20 protein-coding genes are annotated in these 24,576 nt (G+C 36.8%); 6 read left to right on the top strand and 14 right to left on the bottom strand.

All coding sequences use genetic code 11. The features are described from left to right. Positions 1 to 126 precede the first annotated feature (126 nt). Both AC1Q6O_RS02475 and ykzS read right to left on the bottom strand, forming a co-directional pair. Positions 127 to 303 carry an aspartyl-phosphate phosphatase Spo0E family protein gene (locus AC1Q6O_RS02475; RefSeq protein WP_008174142.1) on the bottom strand — a complete coding sequence of 59 codons (177 nt, stop codon included), beginning with the start codon at positions 301 to 303 and terminating at the stop codon, positions 127 to 129. A gap of 92 nt (positions 304 to 395) precedes the next feature. Then, a complete protein-coding gene (gene ykzS, locus AC1Q6O_RS02470; RefSeq protein WP_492400901.1) occupies positions 396 to 584 on the bottom strand; it encodes a protein YkzS in 189 nt (62 codons plus the stop codon). Between the two features lie 123 nt (positions 585 to 707). Here ykzS and AC1Q6O_RS02465 point away from each other — a divergent pair, with 123 nt between their 5' ends. The 3 genes from AC1Q6O_RS02465 (at position 708) to AC1Q6O_RS02455 (ending at position 2,350) form a co-directional block, all read left to right on the top strand. Further along, positions 708 to 896: a YkvS family protein gene (locus tag AC1Q6O_RS02465; RefSeq protein ID WP_004224583.1), complete on the top strand. Its 189-nt coding sequence runs from the start codon at positions 708 to 710 to the stop codon at positions 894 to 896. Positions 897 to 975: 79 nt separating this feature from the next. Then, positions 976 to 1,593 carry a CPBP family intramembrane glutamic endopeptidase gene (locus tag AC1Q6O_RS02460; protein WP_043989700.1) on the top strand — a complete coding sequence of 206 codons (618 nt, stop codon included), beginning with the start codon at positions 976 to 978 and terminating at the stop codon, positions 1,591 to 1,593. A 61-nt stretch (positions 1,594 to 1,654) separates the two neighbouring features. Continuing rightward, positions 1,655 to 2,350, top strand: coding sequence for a DUF8580 domain-containing lipoprotein (locus AC1Q6O_RS02455; RefSeq protein ID WP_089985192.1), 696 nt, complete (start codon positions 1,655 to 1,657; stop codon positions 2,348 to 2,350). A 121-nt stretch (positions 2,351 to 2,471) separates the two neighbouring features. Here AC1Q6O_RS02455 and AC1Q6O_RS02450 read toward each other — a convergent pair whose 3' ends face one another. Continuing rightward, positions 2,472 to 2,918, bottom strand: a complete 447-nt coding sequence (locus AC1Q6O_RS02450; RefSeq protein WP_008174146.1) for a MarR family winged helix-turn-helix transcriptional regulator — start codon at positions 2,916 to 2,918, stop codon at positions 2,472 to 2,474. A 121-nt stretch (positions 2,919 to 3,039) separates the two neighbouring features. After that, complete coding sequence (locus tag AC1Q6O_RS02445; protein ID WP_258955259.1) at positions 3,040 to 4,458, bottom strand: PAS domain-containing sensor histidine kinase; 1,419 nt, start codon at positions 4,456 to 4,458, stop codon at positions 3,040 to 3,042. Between the two features lie 259 nt (positions 4,459 to 4,717). Here AC1Q6O_RS02445 and AC1Q6O_RS02440 point away from each other — a divergent pair, with 259 nt between their 5' ends. Next, complete coding sequence (locus AC1Q6O_RS02440) at positions 4,718 to 6,457, top strand: B12-binding domain-containing radical SAM protein (protein WP_089985189.1); 1,740 nt, start codon at positions 4,718 to 4,720, stop codon at positions 6,455 to 6,457. A 724-nt stretch (positions 6,458 to 7,181) separates the two neighbouring features. Here the strand turns inward: AC1Q6O_RS02440 and AC1Q6O_RS02435 are convergent. Then, positions 7,182 to 8,537 carry a TrkH family potassium uptake protein gene (locus AC1Q6O_RS02435; protein ID WP_089985187.1) on the bottom strand — a complete coding sequence of 452 codons (1,356 nt, stop codon included), beginning with the start codon at positions 8,535 to 8,537 and terminating at the stop codon, positions 7,182 to 7,184. A gap of 151 nt (positions 8,538 to 8,688) precedes the next feature. On the opposite strand from AC1Q6O_RS02435, the gene AC1Q6O_RS02430 reads away from it, so the two are divergent. Beyond that, a complete protein-coding gene (locus AC1Q6O_RS02430) occupies positions 8,689 to 8,985 on the top strand; it encodes a hypothetical protein (protein ID WP_090002020.1) in 297 nt (98 codons plus the stop codon). A 412-nt stretch (positions 8,986 to 9,397) separates the two neighbouring features. Here the strand turns inward: AC1Q6O_RS02430 and AC1Q6O_RS02425 are convergent, their stop codons facing one another. The 6 genes from AC1Q6O_RS02425 to AC1Q6O_RS02400 form a co-directional block, all read right to left on the bottom strand. After that, positions 9,398 to 10,153, bottom strand: a complete 756-nt coding sequence (locus tag AC1Q6O_RS02425) for a TerC family protein (RefSeq protein ID WP_008174164.1) — start codon at positions 10,151 to 10,153, stop codon at positions 9,398 to 9,400. Between the two features lie 338 nt (positions 10,154 to 10,491). Continuing rightward, positions 10,492 to 11,577 carry an SDR family oxidoreductase gene (locus tag AC1Q6O_RS02420; protein ID WP_008174165.1) on the bottom strand — a complete coding sequence of 362 codons (1,086 nt, stop codon included), beginning with the start codon at positions 11,575 to 11,577 and terminating at the stop codon, positions 10,492 to 10,494. Between the two features lie 19 nt (positions 11,578 to 11,596). Beyond that, positions 11,597 to 14,650: an efflux RND transporter permease subunit gene (locus AC1Q6O_RS02415; RefSeq protein ID WP_492400900.1), complete on the bottom strand. Its 3,054-nt coding sequence runs from the start codon at positions 14,648 to 14,650 to the stop codon at positions 11,597 to 11,599. Between the two features lie 192 nt (positions 14,651 to 14,842). Then, positions 14,843 to 16,420, bottom strand: a complete 1,578-nt coding sequence (locus AC1Q6O_RS02410) for a peptide chain release factor 3 (protein WP_008174169.1) — start codon at positions 16,418 to 16,420, stop codon at positions 14,843 to 14,845. Positions 16,421 to 16,555: 135 nt separating this feature from the next. Beyond that, a complete protein-coding gene (locus tag AC1Q6O_RS02405; RefSeq protein WP_043989703.1) occupies positions 16,556 to 18,022 on the bottom strand; it encodes a UDP-N-acetylmuramoyl-L-alanyl-D-glutamate--2,6-diaminopimelate ligase in 1,467 nt (488 codons plus the stop codon). Positions 18,023 to 18,345: 323 nt separating this feature from the next. After that, complete coding sequence (locus AC1Q6O_RS02400; RefSeq protein ID WP_008174173.1) at positions 18,346 to 19,734, bottom strand: aldehyde dehydrogenase; 1,389 nt, start codon at positions 19,732 to 19,734, stop codon at positions 18,346 to 18,348. Between the two features lie 204 nt (positions 19,735 to 19,938). Between AC1Q6O_RS02400 and AC1Q6O_RS02395 the strand changes: the two genes are divergently transcribed. Beyond that, positions 19,939 to 20,091 (top strand): hypothetical protein, encoded by a 153-nt coding sequence (locus AC1Q6O_RS02395; RefSeq protein ID WP_008174177.1) that lies wholly within the window; start codon positions 19,939 to 19,941, stop codon positions 20,089 to 20,091. A gap of 46 nt (positions 20,092 to 20,137) precedes the next feature. Here the strand turns inward: AC1Q6O_RS02395 and ssuE are convergent, their stop codons facing one another. The 3 genes from ssuE to AC1Q6O_RS02380 all read right to left on the bottom strand — a co-directional run bounded on the left by ssuE (position 20,138) and on the right by AC1Q6O_RS02380 (position 24,488). Further along, the gene (ssuE, locus tag AC1Q6O_RS02390; protein WP_492400899.1) at positions 20,138 to 20,671 is read right to left on the bottom strand and encodes an NADPH-dependent FMN reductase; all 534 of its coding nucleotides are present in this window, start codon (positions 20,669 to 20,671) and stop codon (positions 20,138 to 20,140) included. Between the two features lie 165 nt (positions 20,672 to 20,836). Further along, positions 20,837 to 22,174 (bottom strand): dihydrolipoyl dehydrogenase, encoded by a 1,338-nt coding sequence (lpdA, locus tag AC1Q6O_RS02385; RefSeq protein ID WP_446935878.1) that lies wholly within the window; start codon positions 22,172 to 22,174, stop codon positions 20,837 to 20,839. A gap of 232 nt (positions 22,175 to 22,406) precedes the next feature. Next, on the bottom strand, positions 22,407 to 24,488 hold the full coding sequence (locus AC1Q6O_RS02380) for a catalase (RefSeq protein ID WP_008174182.1): 2,082 nt from the start codon (positions 24,486 to 24,488) through the stop codon (positions 22,407 to 22,409). Positions 24,489 to 24,576: the final 88 nt, after the last annotated feature.

Raw genomic sequence — 24,576 nt, 5'->3', positions numbered from 1 at the left:
GGGGATCACTGCTCTAAAGGGGGAAATGAGAATGTTGCTGTGTTCATAGTAAGTTATTCCCCATTAAAATGCATTTTAAACATCTATTTTTTAAATGTTATTACTCTGAATACTGGAACAATCTTTTTATTCGTCTTGGTCTTTTTCTTCATCAAATGCTGTCTGTCTATAATAGGTATTCATTAACTGGTCTAATCTGCGACTCAGTTGAATGGTTTTTGCATTTTGTAACCCGTTTTCAACACCAGAGCGAATCATCAACTCACGAGTTTGTTCCATTTGTTTCAAGAGTAGATTGACCATTCATACAACCCTCCACACACAAATAATCATACCATTATTATACATTTATATTTCATTTCTTACAGCATTAACTTACGACAATGTTCGACAAATTAACTCCTAGGTATTTCGTTATAAGTATAGATAATTTGTCCATTTTGCTTGGCCTCACCTCTGAAATGTTTAAATAAAGGATGCCCTACAAGAATTTCTCGAAATTCGTAAAAATCTTCCTTTTGAATTTCAATACTTCCTATTTCCCCATTTTGTAATTGTTTAAGCATATTTTCGTATTTTTCCATTAGTTTTATTCCTTTCTTTTCATCTTTTGTGTAATAAATTATGAATTATTTAAAAAAAGCTTTACGTTTACCATTTTTTCATGCAAACTGTATATTATTAGTCGATGAAGGAGCTGACTGTCTGTGAAAATAGCTGAAGTTGGAAATATTATCGAGTTTAAAAATGGTCTCCAAGGTATTGTCGAAAAGGTAAATGAAAATTCGGTGATCGTTAACTTAACATATATGGAGAATTTTGATTCCCTTGAAATTGAAGAGAAAACGGTCGTCAATCATAAACGTTACAAAATTTTATATACGAATGAAGCTTAATAGTCTGAATAGTCCCTATTTGTCTTTATAGATGATATGGGGCTTTTTTTTTGATAAAATTAAAGCATGGAGGTCGTATATGCTAACAAATTCAAAACAAACAGTACTATTACTCCTTTCTCTATTATTCGTTTATGGCATGCTTGCCTTTACCTTTGCTAACCAGGCAGTATTTTGGTACATGTATGCATTTACTTTACTAGTATGTATTGCCATTGCCATATTAGCTGGTTCTATTGAAGATCAATTACCCACATGGCAATTTTTACTCTTTGGGATTGGATACGGTACCATCACTTATGGTATTATTCGCTTCGGTTATTGGCTTGCTCCATTTATTAATAATAACTTAGTACAATCTGTTCATAAATTTTTAACCAACTATGGACCACAAAATATTTGGCACTATGCATTACTTGTTTTTATTGTTGCCATCGGCGAAGAATTATTTTGGCGTGGTTATGTTCAGCAACAATTAAAACGATTTATGCGCCCTACTCTGGCTATCCTAGTGACGGCAGTTTTATGTGCAATCTCCATTGCCCTCAGTGGTTTTATTTTAGGCGTGGTTGCTGCATTGGTGACAAGTATTATTTGGGGCTTCTTGTATGAATGGCGGAAAAGTATGCCACTTGTTATTGTAGCTCATGTTGTTTTTGTACTATTATTATTTTTAGTGTTACCTTTAACATCATAACATTATTATTTGGAAACATTTTAGCTTTACTAACGTTTAATTTAGAAAAGGAGGGTTTTTTATGCAAAAAAAATTATTTTCAATTCTTGCATTATTATTAACAGCAGTACTAGTTGTAGGTTGTAATACCTCTGAAAAAACAGAGGATTCAGATACTCAACAAAATGAGCCGTCTGATACTGCTGCCGATCAAAAACCATCTGGCGATGATACAGCAGGTGAAGCACAAGAGGAAGAGAATACAGATACACCTGCATCAAATGAAACAAATACTGAGGATGCTTCTAAACAGCCACAACAAGATGTGACTTACAAACAAAATGGTGTAGATAAAACAGAAAAGGCAACTGAATCTAAAAGTGTTGACCAAAGCTATAAGCTACAACAACTTCCAGGATTCACATTAACGCAAGAAGAGCCAGGTAAAGATATGCTAGTATCTAATGATGATGACGAAGTGTTTATGCGTATTGAAACAATTGAAGCATCACAATCAAGCTTTACTGAAGTAAAAACAGCTATGCAAGATTATATGAATGCTGTAGGTGAAACAGTAGCTTTAACTACTGATGAATTAGCTGCATTTAAGGATGTTCAAAATATTGAAGGTTATGTTGTAGACTTTGACACAGAGAAAGTAATCGGGGTTGTTTTTGAAAATGATGGTCTCATTACAAAATTAACGATTCACGATAATGATAAGCAAGATTTAACGAATGCTATGATGAACATGGCAGCAACTATTTCTAAAAAATAATAATTTGTAATACAAGAAGGACGATAGACAAGGCATTGTCTATCGTCCTTTTATGTATATTTGAGATCTTTCTTTATCCACATGATTAAAAAAGTTGTCTCAAATGAATGAGACAACTTTTTTAATAAGATAAATCTTTAATAGAAAGGCCCATTTTCTTTAATAACGTAATAGCTTGCTCTTTTTCTTCTGAAGATAATACGCTCATTATTTCATGCAAATGCTGCTCATGCTTTGGGAATAGTTCCCCCATAAATGCTTCGCCTTCATCCGTGATTTCTGCATATGTCACACGACGATCTGAAGGACAGGATACACGCAATAAATAGCCTCTTTTTTCAAGCTTATCAATGACATACGTAATAGACCCACTGGCAAGTAAAATTTTATTGCCAATTTGCTGTAATGGCTGTCTTCCTTTATGATAAAGAAGCTCGAGAACAGCAAATTCAGTTGGGTTTAAACCATTATCCTGAAATAATTGATGTGTTGTCTCATTGATAGCTTTAAGTGCACGTGACAATACAATATATAATTTTAAAGATTGTTTTAAGTCTTCTGACGTCATATTCTTTTCCTCTCACTTCGCTCTTTATACTTGACATTATAGCGATATTAGAAAAGCATTGTCAAAAGCATTATCCGATTTAGAAGGTTATATTGTTGTTATCCAACCATTTTTACTCTCTTTATGTTACTAAATAGGCAGAATCTTTTGTGGATACTTCCATTGTATCCACTTGGTTAAATGTATAGATTGGGAACTGTAGATGGAAGCATGTCCCCTTCTGTAATTCACTATTAACACCTATAACTCCATCGTGCTCTTCGATAACTTTTTTCACGAATGCAAGGCCCAGTCCTGTCCCTGTTGATTTTGTCGTGTAAAAAGGCTGGAATAGGTTTTGAAGGGTTGTGCTATCCATTCCAACGCCTTCGTCTTTAATTGTAAGTTCAACAATCGCGCAGTCATTTGTTGTCATTTCTACAGTAATCGTACCACCGTTATTCATGGATTCCATCGCATTTTTAATGAGGTTCATTAATACTTGCTTTAAACGATTTTCACTTCCACCAATATAAACTTGATTTGGAATTGAAATGTACTGAATCATAATATTTTTCATGAGTGCATCTGGTAACATGAACTCAATGACTTGTTTTACAATATGATCTAGTTCCAATAACTCCACTTTCATAGTTGATGGCTTGGACAAAACTAAAAGCTCTGATAAAATTTGTTCCATTCGTTGAAGCTCACTATCAATGACAGAAAGGTACATGCGTGATTCATCGTCAGCATTTATTTTTAATAAATCAGTAAAACCCTTTAAAGAAGTTAATGGATTACGAATTTCATGCGCAATACTCGCAGCCATTTGTCCAACAACATTCAAAGCTTGTTGATGCTCCACTTTATGTTGAAGTTGCTTCTTCTCTGTTTCATCATTAATAACTGTGACAATAATATTATTGTATTCATCAAAAATACTGGAAATTTCATAATAACAAGTTCTACTTACTTGTGTTTCATCGACAACGTGAAGACTTGCATGTTTGTCACCCATTAATTTAGAAAGGTAGGATGTAATTTGCCCTTTTTTCAATGTAAATAGATCAAATATATGCTGATGAGCTTTATGGAGTAGCTGAGAGCTTTCTACTTTGAGAAACATTTCTGCATACTTATTAAGCCCAAGAATAATACCGCTAGCATCACTTACAATAACAGCATAAGGTAAGTAATCATATGCATTAAAAGATTGGGATCTTTCATGCTCTTGACTAACGTATAATTTATGGGCAACATCTTCATTTAATGTTGAAATTTGTGCAACAATTTCTTCTGCATTTGGGTCGTAGAAACATTTAAATGATAACATTTCGTACTCATTTCCTACTGTGCGAATGTTGAAAATTTCTTCCGATCGTAAATCCTTTTGTAGTTGTTGGACGAACTTCGCCCATTTAAATTTAGATGGCTCGTCCATAGCCAAATTGCCAATATACGTTAAATTAAGATTAAATAGTTGGATAGCAGCCTCATTGACGTTCAAAATTTTCCCTGCTTTATTGAGTATAAGTGTTGGTGACGAAGTACTTTTCATAAGATTTCCAAAACATTGATTAATATCATTTTGCTTCAACTTTCTCACCGAACCTTTCAAAAGAGTAAAAAACCTCTAAATCGAATTTTGAGCCTTTACTATACATTATGACAGCACGATTCTATTATTACAAAATTTAGTAAATTTAAGTATTTTAAATTATTTCACGAACTGTTCACAAAATAAATAGGCAAAAAGAATTATATTGTATGTCAAATACTTGACTGATACAATTAGATATTGAAAGGAAGATTATTGTATGAATACTATTTTAACTACTTTAAACGCAAAGTATATACACACAAATCTAGCATTGCGCTATTTAAAAGGTGCCGCTTCACCCGAATTTAATCCAATTATAGCAGAATATACAATTAAAGACCCTGCTTTTAATATTGTATCAGATTTGTTCCAAAAAAAACCTGATATCGTTGGATTTAGCTGTTATATTTGGAATATTGAAGAAACAATTCATGTTATTAAAATGTTAAAAACGGTCTGTCCAGATGTTAAAATTTTGCTTGGAGGTCCTGAGGTTTCTTACGATTCTCACCATTGGCTACGCCGTATACCTGAAGTAGATTTCATAGTGATGGGTGAAGGAGAAACTTCATTTAAGCAATTGTTACGTTATTTACACGGTGAGATATTACTGGAGGATGTCCCTGGAATTTGCTATTTAGAGGACGGAAAAGTTAAGATTCACGCTCAACCACCTAAGATAGATTTGCGTGAATTAGCGAGTCCGTTTCGCTTTGAAGAGGATCTTCCTCACCTTGGGAAACGTATTCAGTACATTGAAACAAGTAGAGGCTGTCCGTTTAGCTGTCAATTCTGTTTATCTTCTATTGAGGTTGGTGTTCGATACTTTAACCGAGAAAAAATTAAGGAAGATATTCGTTTCTTAATGGATAATGGCGCTAGAACTATAAAATTCGTGGATCGAACGTTTAATATAAGCCGTAGCTACGCTATGGAAATGTTCCAGTTTTTAATTGATGAACATAAACCAGGTGTTGTATTCCAGTTTGAGATTACTGCCGATATTATGCGTCCGGAAGTTATCCAATTTTTAAATGACAATGCGCCGAGAGGTTTGTTCCGCTTCGAAATTGGTGTTCAGTCTACAAACGATTTAACCAATACACTTGTACAGCGTCGCCAAAACTTTGAAAAACTAAAACGAACAGTGACAATGGTTAAAGAAGGCGGAAAAATCGATCAACACTTAGACTTAATAGCAGGTTTACCTGAAGAGGATTACGCAAGCTTCCGTCAAACCTTTAATGATGTTTTTGCCATGCGACCAGAAGAACTTCAACTTGGTTTTTTAAAGCTTTTACGCGGTACAGGGCTTCGAGTGGAAGCTGAGAAGTTTGGTTATACTTACGTCGATCTAGCGCCTTATGAAATCTTTTCTAATAATGTCCTCACATTTGATGACATAGTTCGCATTAAACATGCAGAGGATGTTCTGGAGAAATATTGGAACGATCATCGTATGGATCATACAATCGAATATTTAGTAACCGAGGTCTTCGATACACCATTTGACTTTTTCCAAAGCTTCGGTACGTATTGGGAAACTAAGGGATGGTCCCGTATTGGCCATCAATTAGAAGATTTATTCCGTCGTTTACTAATGTTCTTAGAAACTGTAGATGGCGCGAATTTAAACATTATACAAAGCTTAATGCAACTAGATTATCTAACGGCTCAGCAATTCCAGCCACGTAAACTATGGTGGAAGGAACGCCCAACAGTAGAGCAACAAAAAACAATCTACCAGACATTACGTGAAAATCCGGCTATCGCTGGTGAGGAATTTGCAGACTTTAAACTTACTGAGAAAGAGCTGTTTAAGCATACTTTGGTAATCCCACATGCTCTCAATTATGATGATTTCTTGAATGGCAAAATTGTACAAAAAGATGGCTACCTATTAACTTATTTCCGTCATGGTCAAGCACCTTACTTTGCAACAATCCCCACACTTTAATAACAAACGCTAGTCCTGTATGAGCGATCAGGACTAGCTTTTTTTATGTCTTAAACAATTCTTAAAGATGCACTGAAAAAGAAACGGGTAGCTGTTTTATAGCGTTTCTGCCTGCTTAATCTATTAGTCAAGTATTCATAGCCATTTTAAAAAAGTTTAGGGCAAATTTCTTAAAACAAACAATCTATACGTTGAAAATATACCCACTTAAAATGTTCACATTCGGGAAATTAAATTTTAAATTTTCCGAATATTTTGTGACAACTTACACATTTAGGCGTTTTAGTAACAAATGGAGCCCTCTTATCCTATATCAGACATCTTATTCTGTTCATAATTTTTACGTTTATTTGCTAGTTGTATTTTTTATTTTATTGGAACTACCTATTCCATTTCAATAGTTAATTTTCGTTTTCTAAAAAATGTATAGAATTAGTATAGATGTTTTTAATGTATATACAGTTGTAATGACAACTTTCGACAATTTTATCTCTTTTTACCCTATATAATAGAAGAAAGTCAATTACTCTTTATGCTATTTCTGGCTTTCGAAAAGAAGATTGTTTCATGTATGACAGTTTTAATTTATAAATGCAAGCTCACTCGGCTATGTAGCTACCAAACAAAAACATTTTTACTTAACACTTTTGACAGAAAAAAGGGGCAATATCATGATTACCCCTCAACAAATCCTTATATATCAATGTTCTGTGTTCTGTGAGCGTTACCCAATTATTACGCGTTCCTTTGGATAATGGAATTTCGATTTCTTTCCTCGTCCACCACCACCTAGCGTATACAGGAAGGATATTAAACCAACTCGACCAATGAACATTAAAATAATAATAATAATTTTACCAATAACCGATAAATCTGAAGTTATTCCTAACGACATACCACAAGTACCGAACGCAGAGGTGATTTCAAAAATAATTTGAATAAGGGAGGCATGTGGCTCTGTAATAAGCAAAATAATCGTTGCAATTAAAACCATGAAAAAGGCTAATAAGATGACAACGAAGGAGCGGAAAACATCAATTAAATGAATTTCTCGCCCAAACACTTGAATATCCTCTCTCCCTCTTGCAAATGTAATTAAAAATAAAATAGCTATGGCAAAAGTGGTTGTTCGAATTCCTCCCCCCACTGAACTTGGAGAAGAACCTATGAACATGAGAAAACTCATAAAAATATCTGTCGCCTCACTAAATGTCGTCACATCGTAAGTTGTAAGCCCAGCAGATCTTGTCGATACAGAATGAAACATCGCTGAAAAAAGCGCTTCGTGCCAGGACATTTCCTTGAAAGAATGGAAAGATTCGAGAAGTAAAATGACCAGAGCACCAACAACAAATAAAATGGCATAAGTAGACGTAGTAATTTTTGTAAACAAGCTAAATCGAAAATTCGCATGACGTTTGAGTAAGAAAGTTTTTAGTTCAATTAAGACAGGGAAACCTATTGCCCCTAACACAATAAGTACCATTGTCACCAGTTGAACAAAATAATCATCATGGAATGGCAATAAGCTCATTCCCGTAATGTCAAATCCCCCATTGGTCGTAGCAGAAATTGAAGCAAATGCTCCGTGTAAGAATGCTTCTTCTAACGTATCAAAATAATTGGTAAAATGTAAAGTTAAAATAAACGTACCTGCTACCTCAATACCAATTAAGATTTTTAAGATTTCACGTATTAATTTCACAACACCAGACAAATTGTACTGGTTGTGGTCAATCATAATTAACTGACGCTCACGCATCCCTATTTTTTTCCCGACTAAGAGCCACACAAAGGTACCCAGTGACATAATACCAATTGCGCCTAACTGCAAAATAACAAGAATCATCACAAGTCCAAATGTCGTATACGTTTCAGAAATATTAATAGTTGTTAAACCAGTTACACTTACTGCACTTACTGCCGTAAATAAACTATCTAAAAAGGATACCTTTACTCCTTCTTGATGAACGCCTGGAAGCCGTAATAACAGGAAGGAAATCGCTATAGCTATAAAATAATAAGAAACAAGTACCTGAAATGGTGTGACAAGTCTATTGGAAGATTTTTTCCAAGGCACTTTAACAACCCCTCCTACATATGATGCCCAACTAGATAGATTATAGTATAGAAAAAATACAAGAAAAAAGAAAGAGGAATAGTTATTACTATACTTTTTGAAAATGGACGATATCTGAACAAAAATGCTTTTTTATTTTGGAGGTGAAGTTTTGAATAAGCGGTTAAAGGCTTGGAGTATATTTATTTTTACAATCGGAGGATTATTAGTATTACTAATAACTAGGAGTGTTTTGCTTTTTTTGCATTTTAAGGATACATTACATCCAGATGAATCTGAAGAAGCAAAGGTACTTTTACAAGCAAACTATCCAACTATGACATACGAAATTTCTGGAGTTGAAGCAATTTGCGAAGAAAATTTTATATCTTCTATTGAGTATTTTCACTATGATTTGCCTATCGAACATACTCAGGTAAAGATTTTCTCTCACTGCAAAATGGGTTAATGAGTTTAGCTCAAAAAAGCTCGAAGTATGTAGGTGGAGTGATAATGTAGAAGTTGATCGGATCGTAGGGTGGCGACTAAGTGGGAATGTCGAGATCCTGGACTGAGCGCAGCGAGGGAAGCAGCTCGGCCCCGCCAGTGGAAACGTCAGCCCGTAGTGGAGATTAACGGCTATACTTTATAAACAGTCACTCCGATTGATTCTAAGCTATTTTTTTATTGTTGAAAAGTAAATCCTTAGAGTGACAAACAATGTTGACGAAAAATCACATTCATGACGTAAGCTCTCCAAGATTTAAGCCGAAAAAGTGAGATTAGATTTAGTAGTAAAATATCATAGAAAAAGAAAATACCAAAAGCCATCGATCATACTTTCGATGGCTTTTGACTACAGCTGGATAATTCAATCTAAGCTATTTTTTATTTCGAACCCCTACTAGATAACCTACAAATGCTATGCCGAGTAAGACAATCCAGAATGTTAACTCCCATGCAGTGGAATGTGGGAATTCTGCAGGTAATATCCCTACTTTTTCGTGGGCTAATGTTAAGACAACAAGCTTCACACCTACCCAGCCTACAATTAAAAATGCAGCTGTTTCAAGTGAAGGATAATCATTTAATACTTTGACAAACCATTGGGCAGCAAAACGCATCATAATAACCCCGATAAACCCACCAAGGAGCATGACGATAAATTGTCCACCATTAATGCCACCGATATCAAAATTCCCCAAATGAGGCAATGTGACAGCGATAGCTACTGCAGCCAACATGGAATCAATAGCAAATGCAATGTCTGCAGCTTCTACTTTGAGTACCGTTAACCAGAATCCAGAACCCTTTTTCCCAGCTTTTTCACTCGTCTCTTCCTCATCATCTTTATGTTTACGTAAATCATAAATATTTTTCGCAGACATAAATAGCAGGTAAGCCGCACCTACTGCTTGTATTTGCCAATAGTTTACTAAAACTGTAATGACAAAAAGAGCAGCAAATCGAAAAATCAGGGCGCCAAATAGTCCATAAAATAACGCCTTTTTTTGTTGTTCTTGCGGTAAATGTTTGACCATTACAGCCATTACTACTGCATTATCAGCTGCTAGTAATCCCTCTAATACAACTAGGACAATTAAAACCCAGCCGTATTGTAATATTATTGCTTCCATTTATGCTAGTGCCTCCTCTAAGCTCTAAATACCCAAATGACTAGTTCCACTAAAGTACAAAAGAAAAAAACCCCTGCCTTATGTAGGCAAAGGTCTCGCTAAGTAAATTAGTACCTTATCGGTACATCAATCTACACGTCATCAGTCATCATTTTACGCATAGAGCCATTCACTATCACACCCGATGGTAAAACCATGTCTTGACGAATGTGAAACCAGGTAAAATAATTGCAAAACCTGTTAGCTACTCCCCTTTGACAAAGTGTCGAAGGTATCTTCTTTCAAACATTATAGCACTATCATTTACAGCTTACAAAAATATCTATATGGTTTTTTCATTACTTAATTTGTATCTGGTAGCTCTTATCTTCTTTATGTGCTAAATAAAAATCAATCATTCGCGGCATCGTCCGAATAAAATCAGGACATGTAATTCCACCTTTTTGTAAAATTTGCTGGGCTTCAGTCGTGTCGAATGTGGCATTCCATGTTAAATAATCTAATGTCTCCTGCTCCACCCCTAGCTTTCTCCGAATAAAAGGAATTTGCAAGGATAGCTTTGCCCACGCAAACGGTAAATGTCCCTTCGGATAAGCATTTGTTACTAGTTTCACCATAGTACGATACACTTCCTGTACAGGGTGAGGATTTGGATCTGTTAAATGAAGGGTCTTGCCTTCAGCCTCTTGTTCTGATGCCAAAAAAGTTGAGGCATTTAATATATAATCTACTGGTACTACATTGATCGTAGATGTAGATTTTCCAATATAAGGAATTATGGGTAAACATTTTAAACGTTCTACTAAATTTAAAAAGAAATAGGGGCCATCAAACTTAATAGTTTCACCCGTTTCCGAATGTCCCCTCACAATGCCAGGTCTAATAATTGTTAATGGAATTTCGGATTTTAAATCTTCTACTCGGAGCTCAGCCTCATATTTTGTCTCTTCATAATAATTTTTAAATGCGAATGGTCGAATCAGTTCATTTTCACGCAGTACCCCCTCACGTGTACCAGCCACATATGCCGTACTAAAGTACATATAGCGTTTTAAATGGGGTAAAGTGCGCACAAATTCATTCACCATTGTTGTCCCATGTACATTCACTTTCCAAGCAATATCACGGGGTACAGCTAAATCGTATATAGCTGCCAAATGCCAGAGCACTTCAATTTGAGGTACGATTTCTTCAATCACTTGATTATCTAAACCGAGGTTCGGCAAGGTAATATCACCCTCAACAATACGAATCGATCCATTAGGAAACTCCTTTAATATTTTATCTTTTTCTCGATGAGCCTTAATGGTTTCGCCAGCTAATACGATTGCTATAACCTGTTGTGTTTGTTTTTTTTGGAACAATGTCCTAATTAATTGACTTGAAATGAAACCAGGAAAACCAGTAAAAAAATGAACTTTCATCTCCCATTCCCCCTCGATTCTAACGCATCTTTCTTGTTTCCTTATCCACTAAACTATAAACAATCGGTACAATATATAGTGTTAGTAACGTGGACGTCACAAGTCCTCCAATCACTGCAATTCCCATCGGTTGATTCATCTCTGTTCCTTCCCCAATGCCAAGTGCAAGTGGAAGCAATCCTAAAATAGTCGTTAACGCGGTCATTAAGATTGGACGGAGACGATCCTGAGTAGCCAGTAAAATGGCTTCATACGCTGACATACCACTCGCTTTTTGCTGGTTAATATAATCAACTAACACAATACCGTTATTTACAACAATCCCTACAAGCACTAAAATTCCGATTACAGATGTCACACCTATTAATGTATTTGTGGCAAACATGGCAATTGCTACACCTATGATCATTAATGGCACCGTAAACATAATGACAAACGGATATTTGAATGATTCAAATTGAGCAGCCATCACAATATAAACTAATATAATTGCCAGAATAACGGCTAGTAGCATATCATCGATTGCACTATCATAAAGCTCTCGATCACCGCTAAATACAATTTGCGTAGTAGGTGATAAATGAGCACTCTCTATTGCTTTATCTACCTTTGTTGACATTCCGCCTAAAGATTCCTTCGTTTCATATTCAACAAAAAATGCCACTGCTGCAGCCTGATCAGAACGACGAATAGAGATGGGACCCTCTTCTATAGAAACCGTAGCAACATCTTCTAATTTCACAAACAAGCCCGCAGGTGAACGAAGTTGCATTGCTTTTAGTGAATTCACACTGTCGTTGAAGGTCTGTCCGAAACCTGTGTAGATAGGTAACACAGCACCATCCTCTGCGATTAATTGGGACGTTAATTGTCCCCTTGTCATTTGATTGACAGACTGTGCAATTTGGGCCGGTACAAAACCATAATCTTTTGCAATCTCTCGATTAACTTCAATTTGAATTTCTTGAACCGTATTATCTAAATCTGTGGAGACTTTCGTCACTTCTTCAATCGCTTGTAGCTCTTGTTGTACTTTATTAACAGCCTGTTGGAGCCTTCCTTCATCAGAGTCAGTTAATCTAAACGTTAAAGTATGTGGTGATGAGCCAGTTGCTGTCGATACGTTAAATGTCAGCTCAGTCTTATCTCCTAACTCTCCCTGTAATTCTTGCTCTAACTCTTCGACAAATTCAAAAATTGAGCGTTCTCTATCCACTAAAGGCACTAGCTTTACATACATTTCTGCTTGGTTCGGGCTAGTTTGTCCACGTGATTGAGATTGTTGTGTGCCACCAATTAAACTAACATAAACATCTACATCTTTTTCCTGCTTTAAACGTTCCTCGATCTTCCTGACAACCTTTTCAGTTTCAGATACAGCTACACCCTTTTCAAGATTGACGCTAATGGTTGTGAATCCTTCATCGGTAGGTGGTAAAAATTCAGTACCAATTCTAGTCAATCCGAATAATGATAGGCCAAAGCAAGCTACTGTGAAAATTAGTATGAGCATACGATGCTTCAGAACCCAAACAATAGACGATTTGTATCGCTTATAAAATTGAGATTGACTACGCTGCTCGTAAACGTTAATACTTTTCATTTTTAAAAGACGACTCGCTAGCATCGGCACTACTGTAAGGGCAACTACTAAAGAGGCAATTAAACTAAATGAAATTGTGAGAGCAAATTCTGTGAAAATTTGTCCAATCAATCCTTCGATGAACATAACAGGAATAAAGACAGCTATTGTTGTTAGTGTTGAAGCTGTGATAGCAAGAGCCACTTCCCTTGTCCCTTCCATTGCTGCTGTAATAGGATTTTTTCCTAGCCCTAAGTGTCTTTCAATATTTTCAATAACAACGATTGCATTATCCACTAGCATGCCAATACCCAAAGCTAGAGCACCTAAAGTCATAATATTGAGTGAAAAATCAGCAAAAAACATCAATACAAATGTCACTATAACTGAATAGGGGATAGCGATACCAATGATGATAGGGCTCTTTATACTGCGTAAGAACACAAAAAGGACGAACATTGCAAACAATCCTCCTAAAATTAAGGAAGAGCCGATATTACTAATAGCAACATCCACGTAGTTGCCCTGATCTACTAATATGTCTGCTGTTATTCCCCTGTATTGCTCTTTCTCTAGCAGATCATTTAAGGTTTGTTGAAACTCCTTCGACACTTCTGCAGTATTCGCACCCGACTCCTGTATGACAGACATAAGAACTGCTGCATGCTCATTGGCACGAGTTGTCGTTACAGATGGCTGTTCTGCCCTTTTAACAGAGCCGAGATTGCCAACTGTTAACGCTTCACCTGTTAAAGGATTCACAGAAACGATTAAATTGGCTATATCTTCAGGGGAGGTTAATGTACTAACAATCCGTGTTGTTAACATTTTTTCATCATTAGTTAAAACCGGATCACCAGGAAGTGATACATTGTTCGCTTGAACGATTTGAATAATATCTGCCTGTGTTAAGCCTTTTTCGACTAGCTTTCCCTCATCTAATGTAATTTGTATTTCCTCTATAAGCTTCCCCGAAACATTCACACTTGCGACACCCTCTGTCCGTCGAAGCTCTTTTTCTAAATCCTCTGCTAATAAGCGCACATCAACATTTTCATTTTCTGCGCGCAATGATAGCTGAATAATTGGAAATTGAGATGGATCAAACTTTAAAAAGCTTGGCTTGCCCGAATCATTGGGAAGAGGTGTCATATCAATTCTTTGTAAAATATCAAGTTGGACATCTTCTAGGTTGGTGGACCAATTGAACTCAAGGACGATTAAATTGCTTCCTTCTTGCGAGGTTGACTGTAATTTCTTAATGCCTGGTAAGGTGGCTAGTGTTGCCTCTAAAGGCTTCGTTACTCTCTCATTCACCTCTGTTGGGCTTGCTCCAGGATAGGAGGTGACTACTACACCTATCGGAGGATTTAACTCCGGAATTAAAGTAATTGGTATTTTTAATAACGATACACCGCCTAATAAAATGACAAAAAGCATCGTTACAATTGTAAAGACCGGTCTTTTAATTGAAAAATTACTAATGTTCATATGATAAACTCCTTTTTCTGCCTCTTCCTTTCTATGATAGCCGAAAAGGGGATTATTTTATAAATAGGCTAATTTTCTACCATCTAGCGATGGCAATCTTAAATTTCCTAATACTTTATATATTCTACAGTCAGTGTCAAATTTCCTTGAAAAAAAACACGAATCGCAAAATTGTCGATTCGTGTTTGACTATTAAAGAAGGCTATAAAGTTTAATGTTCTCGTTTTTATCGTTAAACCATCGCATGGCAAATTCATTTTCGAATAAGAACACAAGGTTGTCAAAGCGGTCTTTCACCAGCATTGAACGACCAGAGGACATGGACTCTTTAACATCCTCTTCATTTTCAATCCAACGTGCAATTTTTGAACCAATTGGCTCCATTCTTACTTCCACATTGTATTCATTTTTCATACGATGTTCGAATACTTCAAATTGCAGTTGACCCACTGCTCCAAGAATAACTTCCTCTGTGTGCAGTGTTTTATAATATTGAATAGCACCTTCCTGTACTAATTGTAAAATACCTTTATGGAATTGCTTCGATTTCATTACATTTTTAGCCGTTACACGGACAAATAACTCTGGTGTAAACTGTGGTAATTTTTCAAATTGGAATGTTTTCTTACCACCCACAACTGTGTCTCCAATTTGATAAGTCCCCGTGTCATATAACCCGATAATATCTCCAGCAACCGCTTCATCTACAGTCTCACGATCATCAGCTAGGAATTGCGTAGATTGCGTAACTTTAAAGGATTTGCCTGTACGAGACAATGTCATATTCATGCCACGCTCAAATTTACCAGAAACAATACGTACAAAGGCAATACGGTCACGGTGCGCAGGATTCATATTAGCTTGAATTTTGAATATGAATCCTGAAAATTCTTCTTGTTCAAGCGGATCAATAAACTGTTCATCTTCCGTAATTCTAGGCTGTGGTATTGGTGCAAATTGTAAGTAAGTTTCTAGGAATGTTTGTACACCAAAGTTTGTTAAAGCTGAACCAAAGAACACTGGTGTTAATTCGCCACGACGAATTTTTTCCTCCGAATATTCATTACCAGCCTCGTCTAATAGTAAAATATCGTCCATTGCTTGAGAATAATAAGAAGTGACTTTCATTGGATGTTCTACAGCAAGTTCACCATTTTCATCTATTGGTAGAAAGCGCTCTGTCTCATCCGTACGGAACTGCTCAATACGCTTATTGTAACGATCATAAATACCAAGAAACTCTTTCCCCATACCAATCGGCCAGTTCATTGGATACGCATTAATCCCTAGTACTTCCTCAAGCTCTTCAATTAGCTCAAGCGGCTCTTTCCCTTGTCGGTCTAATTTATTAATAAAAGTGAAAATTGGAATACCGCGCATTTTACAAACCTTAAATAGCTTTAATGTCTGTGCCTCGATCCCTTTAGCAGCATCCACTACCATGACAGCACTATCTACTGCCATTAGTGTACGATACGTATCTTCTGAGAAGTCTTGGTGCCCAGGAGTATCCAAGATGTTTACACGTGAGCCGTTATAGTCAAACTGCATCACGGAAGAAGTTACAGAGATACCACGTTGCTTTTCGATTTCCATCCAGTCAGATGTTGCAAACTTACCTGTTTTTTTCCCTTTTACTGTTCCTGCGTCACGAATGGCGCCACCAAAAAGTAAAAGCTTTTCTGTAATCGTCGTTTTCCCAGCATCAGGGTGACTGATAATGGCAAAAGTACGACGCGATTGTATATCTTTTTCTAAATTTGAATTCATCTCGTCATTCTCCTTTTTTCATACTTAATAATAATAAAAGAAGACTTGCCTTTCGTACAACCTTTTTACATGAAATCGCCAAAAAGAAAACCCTTTAGTACTATCTAAAAGGGTTTCCTAAGATCTTATATTCCATCAAACAAATTTCAATCGGCCAGCTTCTATTGCTATTTCTGCATCACTATGTGGAAATTTTGTATTTTCAATAATTTGATAATCCTCATGGCCTTTACCAGCAAAAATTATCATATCGCCTGGTTCAGCAACCTCAATGGCATGTCGGACTGCCTCTGCACGATCCCCGATGCAAGCAAAATTGTCATGTAACATCCCTTTGGCTAAATCACCTGTAATACTATTATAGTCCTCATAGCGTGGGTCATCTGTTGTCAGAATGACATACTCTGCTGCCGACGCCTTCTCAGCCATTGCAGGACGTTTTGATTTATCGCGGTTACCACCTGTCCCAACTAAGAAAATAAGTTTGCCCTTTTTATATGGTTGTGCTGCTTCAATCGCTTTTTCAATGGCATCAGGTGTATGTGCATAATCAACAAACATTTGAACAGGTAGGTCAGAGCATACTTTTTCCATACGACCTTTAACTGGTGGGAGTTGCTCGATTTGCTCAATAATGGCTTCCATAGTATAGCCACGACCATAAAATGCCACTATCGCTGCTAACACATTATAAATGTTAAATTCACCTAGTAAATTCATTTTCACACGATAAATTCCTTCTGACATCTCCACATCAAAGGATGTCATATAATCGTGATATTCACAGTTAATGGCACGGAAATCTGCTGTTTCATTTTTTAAACCATATGTCCACACTGGAAATGGTGTCATAGCTGCGTATCGCTCTGACCACGCATCATCGGCATTTAGCACAACAAATTTATTTTTTTCTAAATCTTGTCCAAGCTGGGAGAATAATAAACCTTTAGCATGGCCATATTCCTCCATCGTACCATGGAAATCAAGATGATCGTGCGTTAGATTTGTAAAAATAGCAATATCATAGTCAACACCTGCTAAACGTCCAAGTGCTAAGCCATGGGATGAAACCTCCATCGTCATTAAACGACAGCCTTCCATTTTTGCTCTAAAAATCATTTGTTGCGTCGATAACGCATCACTCGTTGTATTGGCAGATTCATATAGAATTCCATTTAAATTAAAGCCAATTGTGCCAGATAGGGCCGATTTTTCACCCATACCATGCATGATATTTTGAATAATACCCGTCACAGATGTTTTACCATTCGTTCCCGTTACCCCGATCATCGTTATATCTTTTGAAGGATAATCAAAAAACTTTGCGGCTAATAAGCCTACTGCACGGTCCGTGTCTTTCACAATTACTTGAGCAATAGTCTCACCTAGTGGTAATTCTCGCTCCGTTACAACAATCGTAGCCCCACCATCTACAGCCTTTTGAGCATAATCATGTCCATCCACTGTATAACCTTTAATACAAACAAACATACTATTTGGCTGTACACTTCTTGAATCCACTACGATATCAGTTACTTGGTCTGGCAACATGCCAATTATTTTTTTCAAAGGTAATGCACTTAACAATTCCTCTGCATACATTTCATAGTCCTCCAATCAATCTCTACACTCACGTCATCATTTTTGATTATTCGACAAAAAACGACAATATGAATCCCCCCACGTTCTATTGAACTTATTTTACTACTTATTTCGTGATAAATAAAATGTCTCTGTGCTGTTTTTTCAACGAAAACGCTTACATTTGAACAAAAAACACGTTTTCTTCGAAATTTTCATAAATAATCAGGAATCGGCATTTTTCGACACGACTAGGATAGGATTTTTGGGAACATTTTTCTATACAAAGGAGGGGGTTTTTAGAATGAGGGTATCTTCATTTGAAAAAAGATACCCCCATTTTACTATTTCATAATAGAGCGTACAATTTTCACCTTTTGATTATAGGGTGGAAAAAGTACATTCGTCTCAAGCTTAGAAGATTTCTTTAAAATGGATTTCGAATGTGTAAAGTTTTCAAAGCTCGCTTTACCATGATAGGCTTTCACACCTGAAGGACCAACACCTCCAAATGGTAAATGTAAGTTACCAACATGTGTAATAGTATCATTAATACATCCTCCACCGAATGGCAATTCCTCTAAAAAGTATTGAGTCGCTTTTTCGTGCTCTGAGAAGAAATATGCCGCTAGTGGTTTCGGCAATTGGCGAATTTGATGGATAGCTAGTGGTAAATCGTTATACATCATAACAGGTAGGATAGGACCAAAAAGCTCTTCCTGCATCGATGGACTTGTCCACTTTACATATTCGATGATTGTTGGTTCAATATATAAATCATCTCGATCTATCCGCCCGCCAAATGTTATAGCATCTCGCTCTTCCTTAATAATTTGCTGTAAACGATCAAACTGTCTAAGATTCACGATGCGTCCGTAATCAGGGCTTTTTAATGGGTTCTTCCCATAAAAAGAACGTATTGTTTCTTTTAAAATTTTCATAAAGCGATCATACACATCTTTGTGAACAAGTAAATAATCTGGTGCCACACATGTTTGCCCAGTATTTGTAAATTTACCCCATACAATCCGCTTCGCTGCTACTTCTAGGTTCGCTGTTTGATCGACAATAGCTGGACTTTTCCCTCCAAGTTCTAAAGCAATAGGAGTTAGTCGTTCTGCTGCTGCCTTAGCTACCACTTTGCCGACTGCAACACTTCCTGTAAAAAAGATATAGTCAAAGGAAGCATGGATTAAGGCAGTAACCTCATCTTTTTCCCCTTCCACTATACGTACATAGGACGGGTGGAATGTTTCTTCAATTACTTTTTTTACGATGGCTGCAGTGTGTACAGATGTTTCTGACGGTTTGACAATAGCTGTATTACCGCCAACAATAGCACCTACCAGTGGTTCCATGACCAATTGAAATGGGTAATTGAAAGGTCCAATTATTAATGTAACACCATACGGTTCACGAACAATAAAGCTCTTACCCATCTGATATTGAATAGGTGTTTTGACAGCTTCTGGCGCCATCCATTCTTCCACATGCTTCACCATATGAGAAATACTATCTAAGACAATGCCAATTTCAGTTGCATAAGCTTCAAACTCACTTTTCCGAAGGTCTAAGTATAGGGCGTTCAGTATTTCCTTTTCATATTTCAAAATGGATTTCTTTAGTTTTTTTAATTGCTCTTTTCGAAACTTGACACTTTTAGTGGCACGAGAAAAATAAAATTGACGCTGCTCTGTTATCATATTTTCCACATCTTGAGACGTAAAATTCATCAATAAAGCACCCCTTTTTCAAAAATGGCATACATAGTTTTTTCATTTCGAAACAAACTATCATTGTCTATACGATACAACATCAGGAGGGAAAAATCCTCTTTCTACATCAGGGAGGATGAAATTTGAGTATGTAAAATGTTTTAGTTTTTTTATCTCGGGAAATATACAACTACATATTAATTAAAACGGGGGCGTAGATGAATGAAAACAACAACGACATGGTGGGAGTCTATTTTTTCAGGACCATTATCGCATGGGATTTGTGAAGAAAAATTAATGCTTTTGCAAGATGAGGCTTTCTTATATCTTTCTACAGCACCAGTAGAAATAGAAGAAGATCTTGAAGTAAATTAAAAGAAAGCGCATTATAGGATACCCCTATAATGCGCTTTTATCATATTTAATTAGCAATTAATACTCGTTGCAACTGCTTTAGCTCTGCTTCCAATCTGTTGATTGCTTCTTCTTCTATGGCAAAGCCTCCTTCATCCAGACGAATAATTTGTTTATCCACAATATAAACTGAATGTGATATTGTGGTCGCCCCGAGTACAGCTAAAACGGGCTTTAAAGCATACTCTAATGCTAATAAATGACCAATAGAACCTCCGACAGCAATAGGTAGTATGACCTTCTCATGCAGAGCTTTCTGGGGTAGTACATCTAAATAAGTCTTCAATATCCCTGTAAAGGATGCTTTGTATATTGGGGTTAAAATGATCACTATTTGTGCTTCCTCGACCCATTTATTCTCTAGCTGGATACTTTCGCTCCCAAAATTGGCTGTCATTAAATCTTTTGCTGGTAGCTCATGAACATAATTAGAATGGACTTCTACTCCTTGTGCCAGTAGATGATTTACAACCTTTTCATGAATTGCCGTAACTCTAGAGCTTTTCGAGTTACTTCCATTAATAATTACTGCTTTTGTCATTTCCCCACTCCTTTTATTTTTTTAAGCCATTAAAAAAGCTTCTATTTTACAATCAAACGGAAACCGCCTTGTAAAATAGAAGCCTCTAGATGCCTAGTCAACTTCAAAACCAAGTATTCTTATAAAATTAATCTAACATATATTCCTTTAAAGTCAATAGCTTTTTTATTGGTAAATAGCTTTTCCAAAAACGGCCTTGGCTGCATCTCCAATATGCTCACATACAGTCGGATGTGGGAAAATCATTTGTGCTAATGAAAGAGCTGTACCACCTGCATTTTTTGCCGCCAATATCGCATTCAGCATTTCTGTTGCACCATCTCCTACAACACAAGCACCTAGAATTTGACCGCTACCCTCTTCTGTAATTAGCTTCACAAAGCCTTCTGTATTGCCTTCCATTAAACCTTTTGGATTTGTCTTTAAAGGCATTTTTGTCATCGTGTAAGGCACTTTTACCTGTTCTTCTAGTAAACCAAATGTGGCAATCTCAGGATGTGTATAGACACAACGTGGGATAGATGCTTGGTCAATTGATGCTGGTTGATTACCCACAATATAATCTACAGCATAGATTCCTTCTGCACTTGCTGAATGTGCTAGCTGATAACCACCGACCAAATCACCAATTGCATACAGATGGGGCTGACTCGTCTGTAAATGGTCATTGACGGCAATTAAAAGTCCTTCAAATGCTAGCCCTAAATGCTGAGCGATCTCTGTATTAGGACGACGCCCTGTGGCAAATAGAAGATTTTCATATGTATATGTACCTTTAGTTGTATGAATAGTATGGCCTTCAAATTTTTCGAATTCGAAATCTGTTACAAGTTCAATACCAAGTTTCTTCATCTTTTCTCGAATAAGAGGTCTCGACTCTGGTTCTTCCGTTTGTAAAATATCCTCACTATGATTAAGCATTGTAACTTTCGTTCCTAGAGGTGCTAAACTAAAGGCCATTTCTACTGCAATGACACCACCACCAATAATCGTTAACTGTGCTGGTAGCTCTTTAAGATTGAAAAATGTATCTGTTGTATAGTAGGTAGCAGTCTCTAAACCTTGAAATGGTGGGACAAATGGATGACTGCCTGTTGCCAATATAATATCCGTGGCTGTCAAAGTTTCATTTCCAACTGTTATCAGCAAGTCTTTAGTTAATGTGGCTTCACCACGATATAAAGTTATATCGTTGTTGATGATATAGTGCTCAATATTTGTTAGAAGCTCTTGAATAATTGTATCTTTTCTTTGCATCAATCGAGGGAAATTTATTCGCACATTGTCCGTTTCTATTCCCCAATTATTTCCTTGATTGATTGCCTGTACTAGTTTACTATGCTCCAATAAAATTTTAGATGGAATGCAGCCGACATTATAGCAGGCTCCTCCTAATTTATCTCGTTCAATCAATGCAACCCTTTTGCCATTTTTCGCCGCATGAATGGCCGCTACATAACCTCCTGGCCCTGCGCCAATAATCGCTATATCAAAATTTTCCATATTTCTCACCTCATGTAACACCTTATCATTTGGAAAAATTGAATGCAATATTATCAGGAATGTCTTAGAGAGGGTTCTTTTAGAAAAGGAACAGGCTCATTTAAAGAAATGCCCACCAAGTAGAACACTCCAAAATCTTAAAATATGAAAATAACAAAAGCCACCGAGAGAAAGAACTTCTCGATAGCTTTTGTCCACAGTCTAAGCCTTATACGTTTATATTTTCCTATGCTTAATAAATATTGCGTTGCCAAAATCTTTGTTGTGCAATCGCGCCTACAAATTTTTTAGCAAAATCCTTATTACCAGTTGCTAAAACAATGCCTGGTCCCACATTCGCATTTGACATATTGAAAAACGTTGTACCTGTAACAGCAAACCCAATAGGTTTATAATGGCGATATGCCTCATTAATATAATTCACGATATGTGTATTAAATTTAGCTTGATTACTTGCCTTTACCCCCACCACATATAACGTGTCAAATAAAACGGCATCGGTTGTAATAAATGTGTCGGTTGCCGTTAATTGAACACCATTATTCCCTGTTACAACACCTAGTCGATCAGAAATAATGCTGTAGCGCACACCTTGCCTTGTTAAATATTTCAATACTTCGCCTACCTCATTTGCATCGAATCCATCACCAATTAAAACACCCACCTTAAGCGTATAAGGCAATTTAATGGTATTGGCTTGACTAAGTGCAGGTGAAGAAGCTGTTACCTTGGACTGTTCCCCACTAGGAGGGTTAACACCAACATTTTCAGCCACAGTTGTAGCCATTGCTTTATCCACACGAACAAACATATCCACAACTTGTTGTCGCACCGATTTACTTTTTACTTTTCCAACCTCAAAGCTAAAAGCGTCTATAATATGCTGTTTTTCAGGTGGGGACATACTGTTCCAAAAGAGCCTAGCTTGCGAAAAGTGATCGTCAAAGGATTTACTACGTGCTCTTGTGATTCGCCCTTCAACCTTTTCTTCATAATGAACGTATCCCCCTTCCCTTGCAGTAGATGTTGCAGGCGTATTATTGGCCAATGAATTTTTATGATAGCTTACTCTACCTAGATTAATTGCCTGTCGACTAAAACCATTCCGTTGATTATTATGCACAGGACAAAGAGGGCGATTAATAGGGATTTCCGCAAAGTTTGGTCCCCCGAGACGAATTAACTGTGTATCTAAATAGGAGAAGAGTCGACCTTGTAACAGTGGATCGTTAGTAAAATCAATGCCTGGTACAACATTCCCTGGGTGGAAGGCAACTTGCTCCGTTTCAGCAAATACATTATCCACATTACGATTTAAGGTCATTTTTCCAATTTTCTTTACGGGTATTAGTTCTTCTGGCCAAAGCTTAGTGGCATCTAAAATATCAAAATCAAATTTAAATTCGTCTTCCGGTTCAAGTATTTGCACCCCTAACTCAAACTCTGGATAATCTCCAATTTCGATGGCCTCCCACAAATCCCGTCGCTGAAAATCTGTGTCTTTCCCTGCAATTATCTGTGCTTCATCCCAAACTAGTGAATGCACACCTAGTACAGGCTTCCAATGAAACTTCACAAATCTCGATCGTCCTCTGTCATTAACAAAACGGAATGTATGCACCCCGAAACCTTCCATCATACGGAAGCTTCTAGGTATTGTTCGATCAGACATATGCCACATAATCATATGTGCTATCTCCTGATTGTTCGCAACGAAATCCCAAAACGTATCATGGGCAGAGGCTGCTTGCGGCATCTCATTATGCGGCTCTGGCTTTACAGCATGAATTAAATCTGGAAACTTAATAGCATCCTGAATAAAAAAGACTGGAATATTATTGCCTACTAAATCATAATTTCCTTCATCCGTGTAAAATTTTGTTGCAAACCCCCGTACATCACGAGCTGTGTCCATCGAGCCTAAACTACCTACCACTGTCGAGAATCTAACAAACACTGGTGTTTTCTTTTTCGGGTCTTGCAAAAATTTCGCTTTCGTATACTCTCTCATTGACTCATATAATTCGAATTCACCATGCGCTGCAAAACCTCTAGCATGTACGACTCTTTCTGGAATTCGTTCGTGGTCAAAATGTGTAATTTTTTCTCGAAGGTGAAAATCCTCCATAATTGTCGGACCGCGGACTCCTGCTTTTAAGGAATCCTCATCGTTAGACACTCTAAGACCCTGATTCGTAGTCATTTTTGTGCCTTCATTCTCAACACGAAACGGCTCTAGTTGCTGATCCTTGGCATTATCCTCTATATTTTTGCGTTGATTCGAATTTGGCTTATCCACGCAATCCCCTTTCATACTATTACTGATTTCGCTCAATAGACACTATATGTTTGTTTGGAATAAACATGCATTTATTTGACAATCTATCTCCACTAAAGTAAAA

The organism is Lysinibacillus sp. GW823-FHT06C08, from assembly GCF_058795135.1.
Note: the sequence above shows the minus strand (reverse complement) of the source record. Positions and strands in the feature narration are given on the sequence as shown.

Coding starts and splice junctions, on each gene's coding strand:
- lpdA (WP_446935878.1), bottom strand. CDS start 22,174: ATGGAAAATTTTGATATAGCGATTATTGGCGCAGGGCCAGGAGGTTAT.
- AC1Q6O_RS02405 (WP_043989703.1), bottom strand. CDS start 18,022: ATGTATGCAGAGGAATTGTTAAGTGCATTACCTTTGAAAAAAATAATT.
- AC1Q6O_RS02400 (WP_008174173.1), bottom strand. CDS start 19,734: ATGAATTTTACGTCTCAAGATGTGGAAAATATGATAACAGAGCAGCGT.
- AC1Q6O_RS02380 (WP_008174182.1), bottom strand. CDS start 24,488: ATGAAAGGGGATTGCGTGGATAAGCCAAATTCGAATCAACGCAAAAAT.
- AC1Q6O_RS02440 (WP_089985189.1), top strand. CDS start 4,718: ATGAATACTATTTTAACTACTTTAAACGCAAAGTATATACACACAAAT.
- AC1Q6O_RS02460 (WP_043989700.1), top strand. CDS start 976: ATGCTAACAAATTCAAAACAAACAGTACTATTACTCCTTTCTCTATTA.
- AC1Q6O_RS02475 (WP_008174142.1), bottom strand. CDS start 303: ATGGTCAATCTACTCTTGAAACAAATGGAACAAACTCGTGAGTTGATG.
- AC1Q6O_RS02415 (WP_492400900.1), bottom strand. CDS start 14,650: ATGAACATTAGTAATTTTTCAATTAAAAGACCGGTCTTTACAATTGTA.
- AC1Q6O_RS02445 (WP_258955259.1), bottom strand. CDS start 4,458: ATGAAAAGTACTTCGTCACCAACACTTATACTCAATAAAGCAGGGAAA.
- AC1Q6O_RS02450 (WP_008174146.1), bottom strand. CDS start 2,918: ATGACGTCAGAAGACTTAAAACAATCTTTAAAATTATATATTGTATTG.
- AC1Q6O_RS02395 (WP_008174177.1), top strand. CDS start 19,939: ATGAAAACAACAACGACATGGTGGGAGTCTATTTTTTCAGGACCATTA.
- AC1Q6O_RS02425 (WP_008174164.1), bottom strand. CDS start 10,153: ATGGAAGCAATAATATTACAATACGGCTGGGTTTTAATTGTCCTAGTT.
- AC1Q6O_RS02455 (WP_089985192.1), top strand. CDS start 1,655: ATGCAAAAAAAATTATTTTCAATTCTTGCATTATTATTAACAGCAGTA.
- AC1Q6O_RS02410 (WP_008174169.1), bottom strand. CDS start 16,420: ATGAATTCAAATTTAGAAAAAGATATACAATCGCGTCGTACTTTTGCC.
- ykzS (WP_492400901.1), bottom strand. CDS start 584: ATGGAAAAATACGAAAATATGCTTAAACAATTACAAAATGGGGAAATA.
- ssuE (WP_492400899.1), bottom strand. CDS start 20,671: ATGACAAAAGCAGTAATTATTAATGGAAGTAACTCGAAAAGCTCTAGA.
- AC1Q6O_RS02420 (WP_008174165.1), bottom strand. CDS start 11,577: ATGAAAGTTCATTTTTTTACTGGTTTTCCTGGTTTCATTTCAAGTCAA.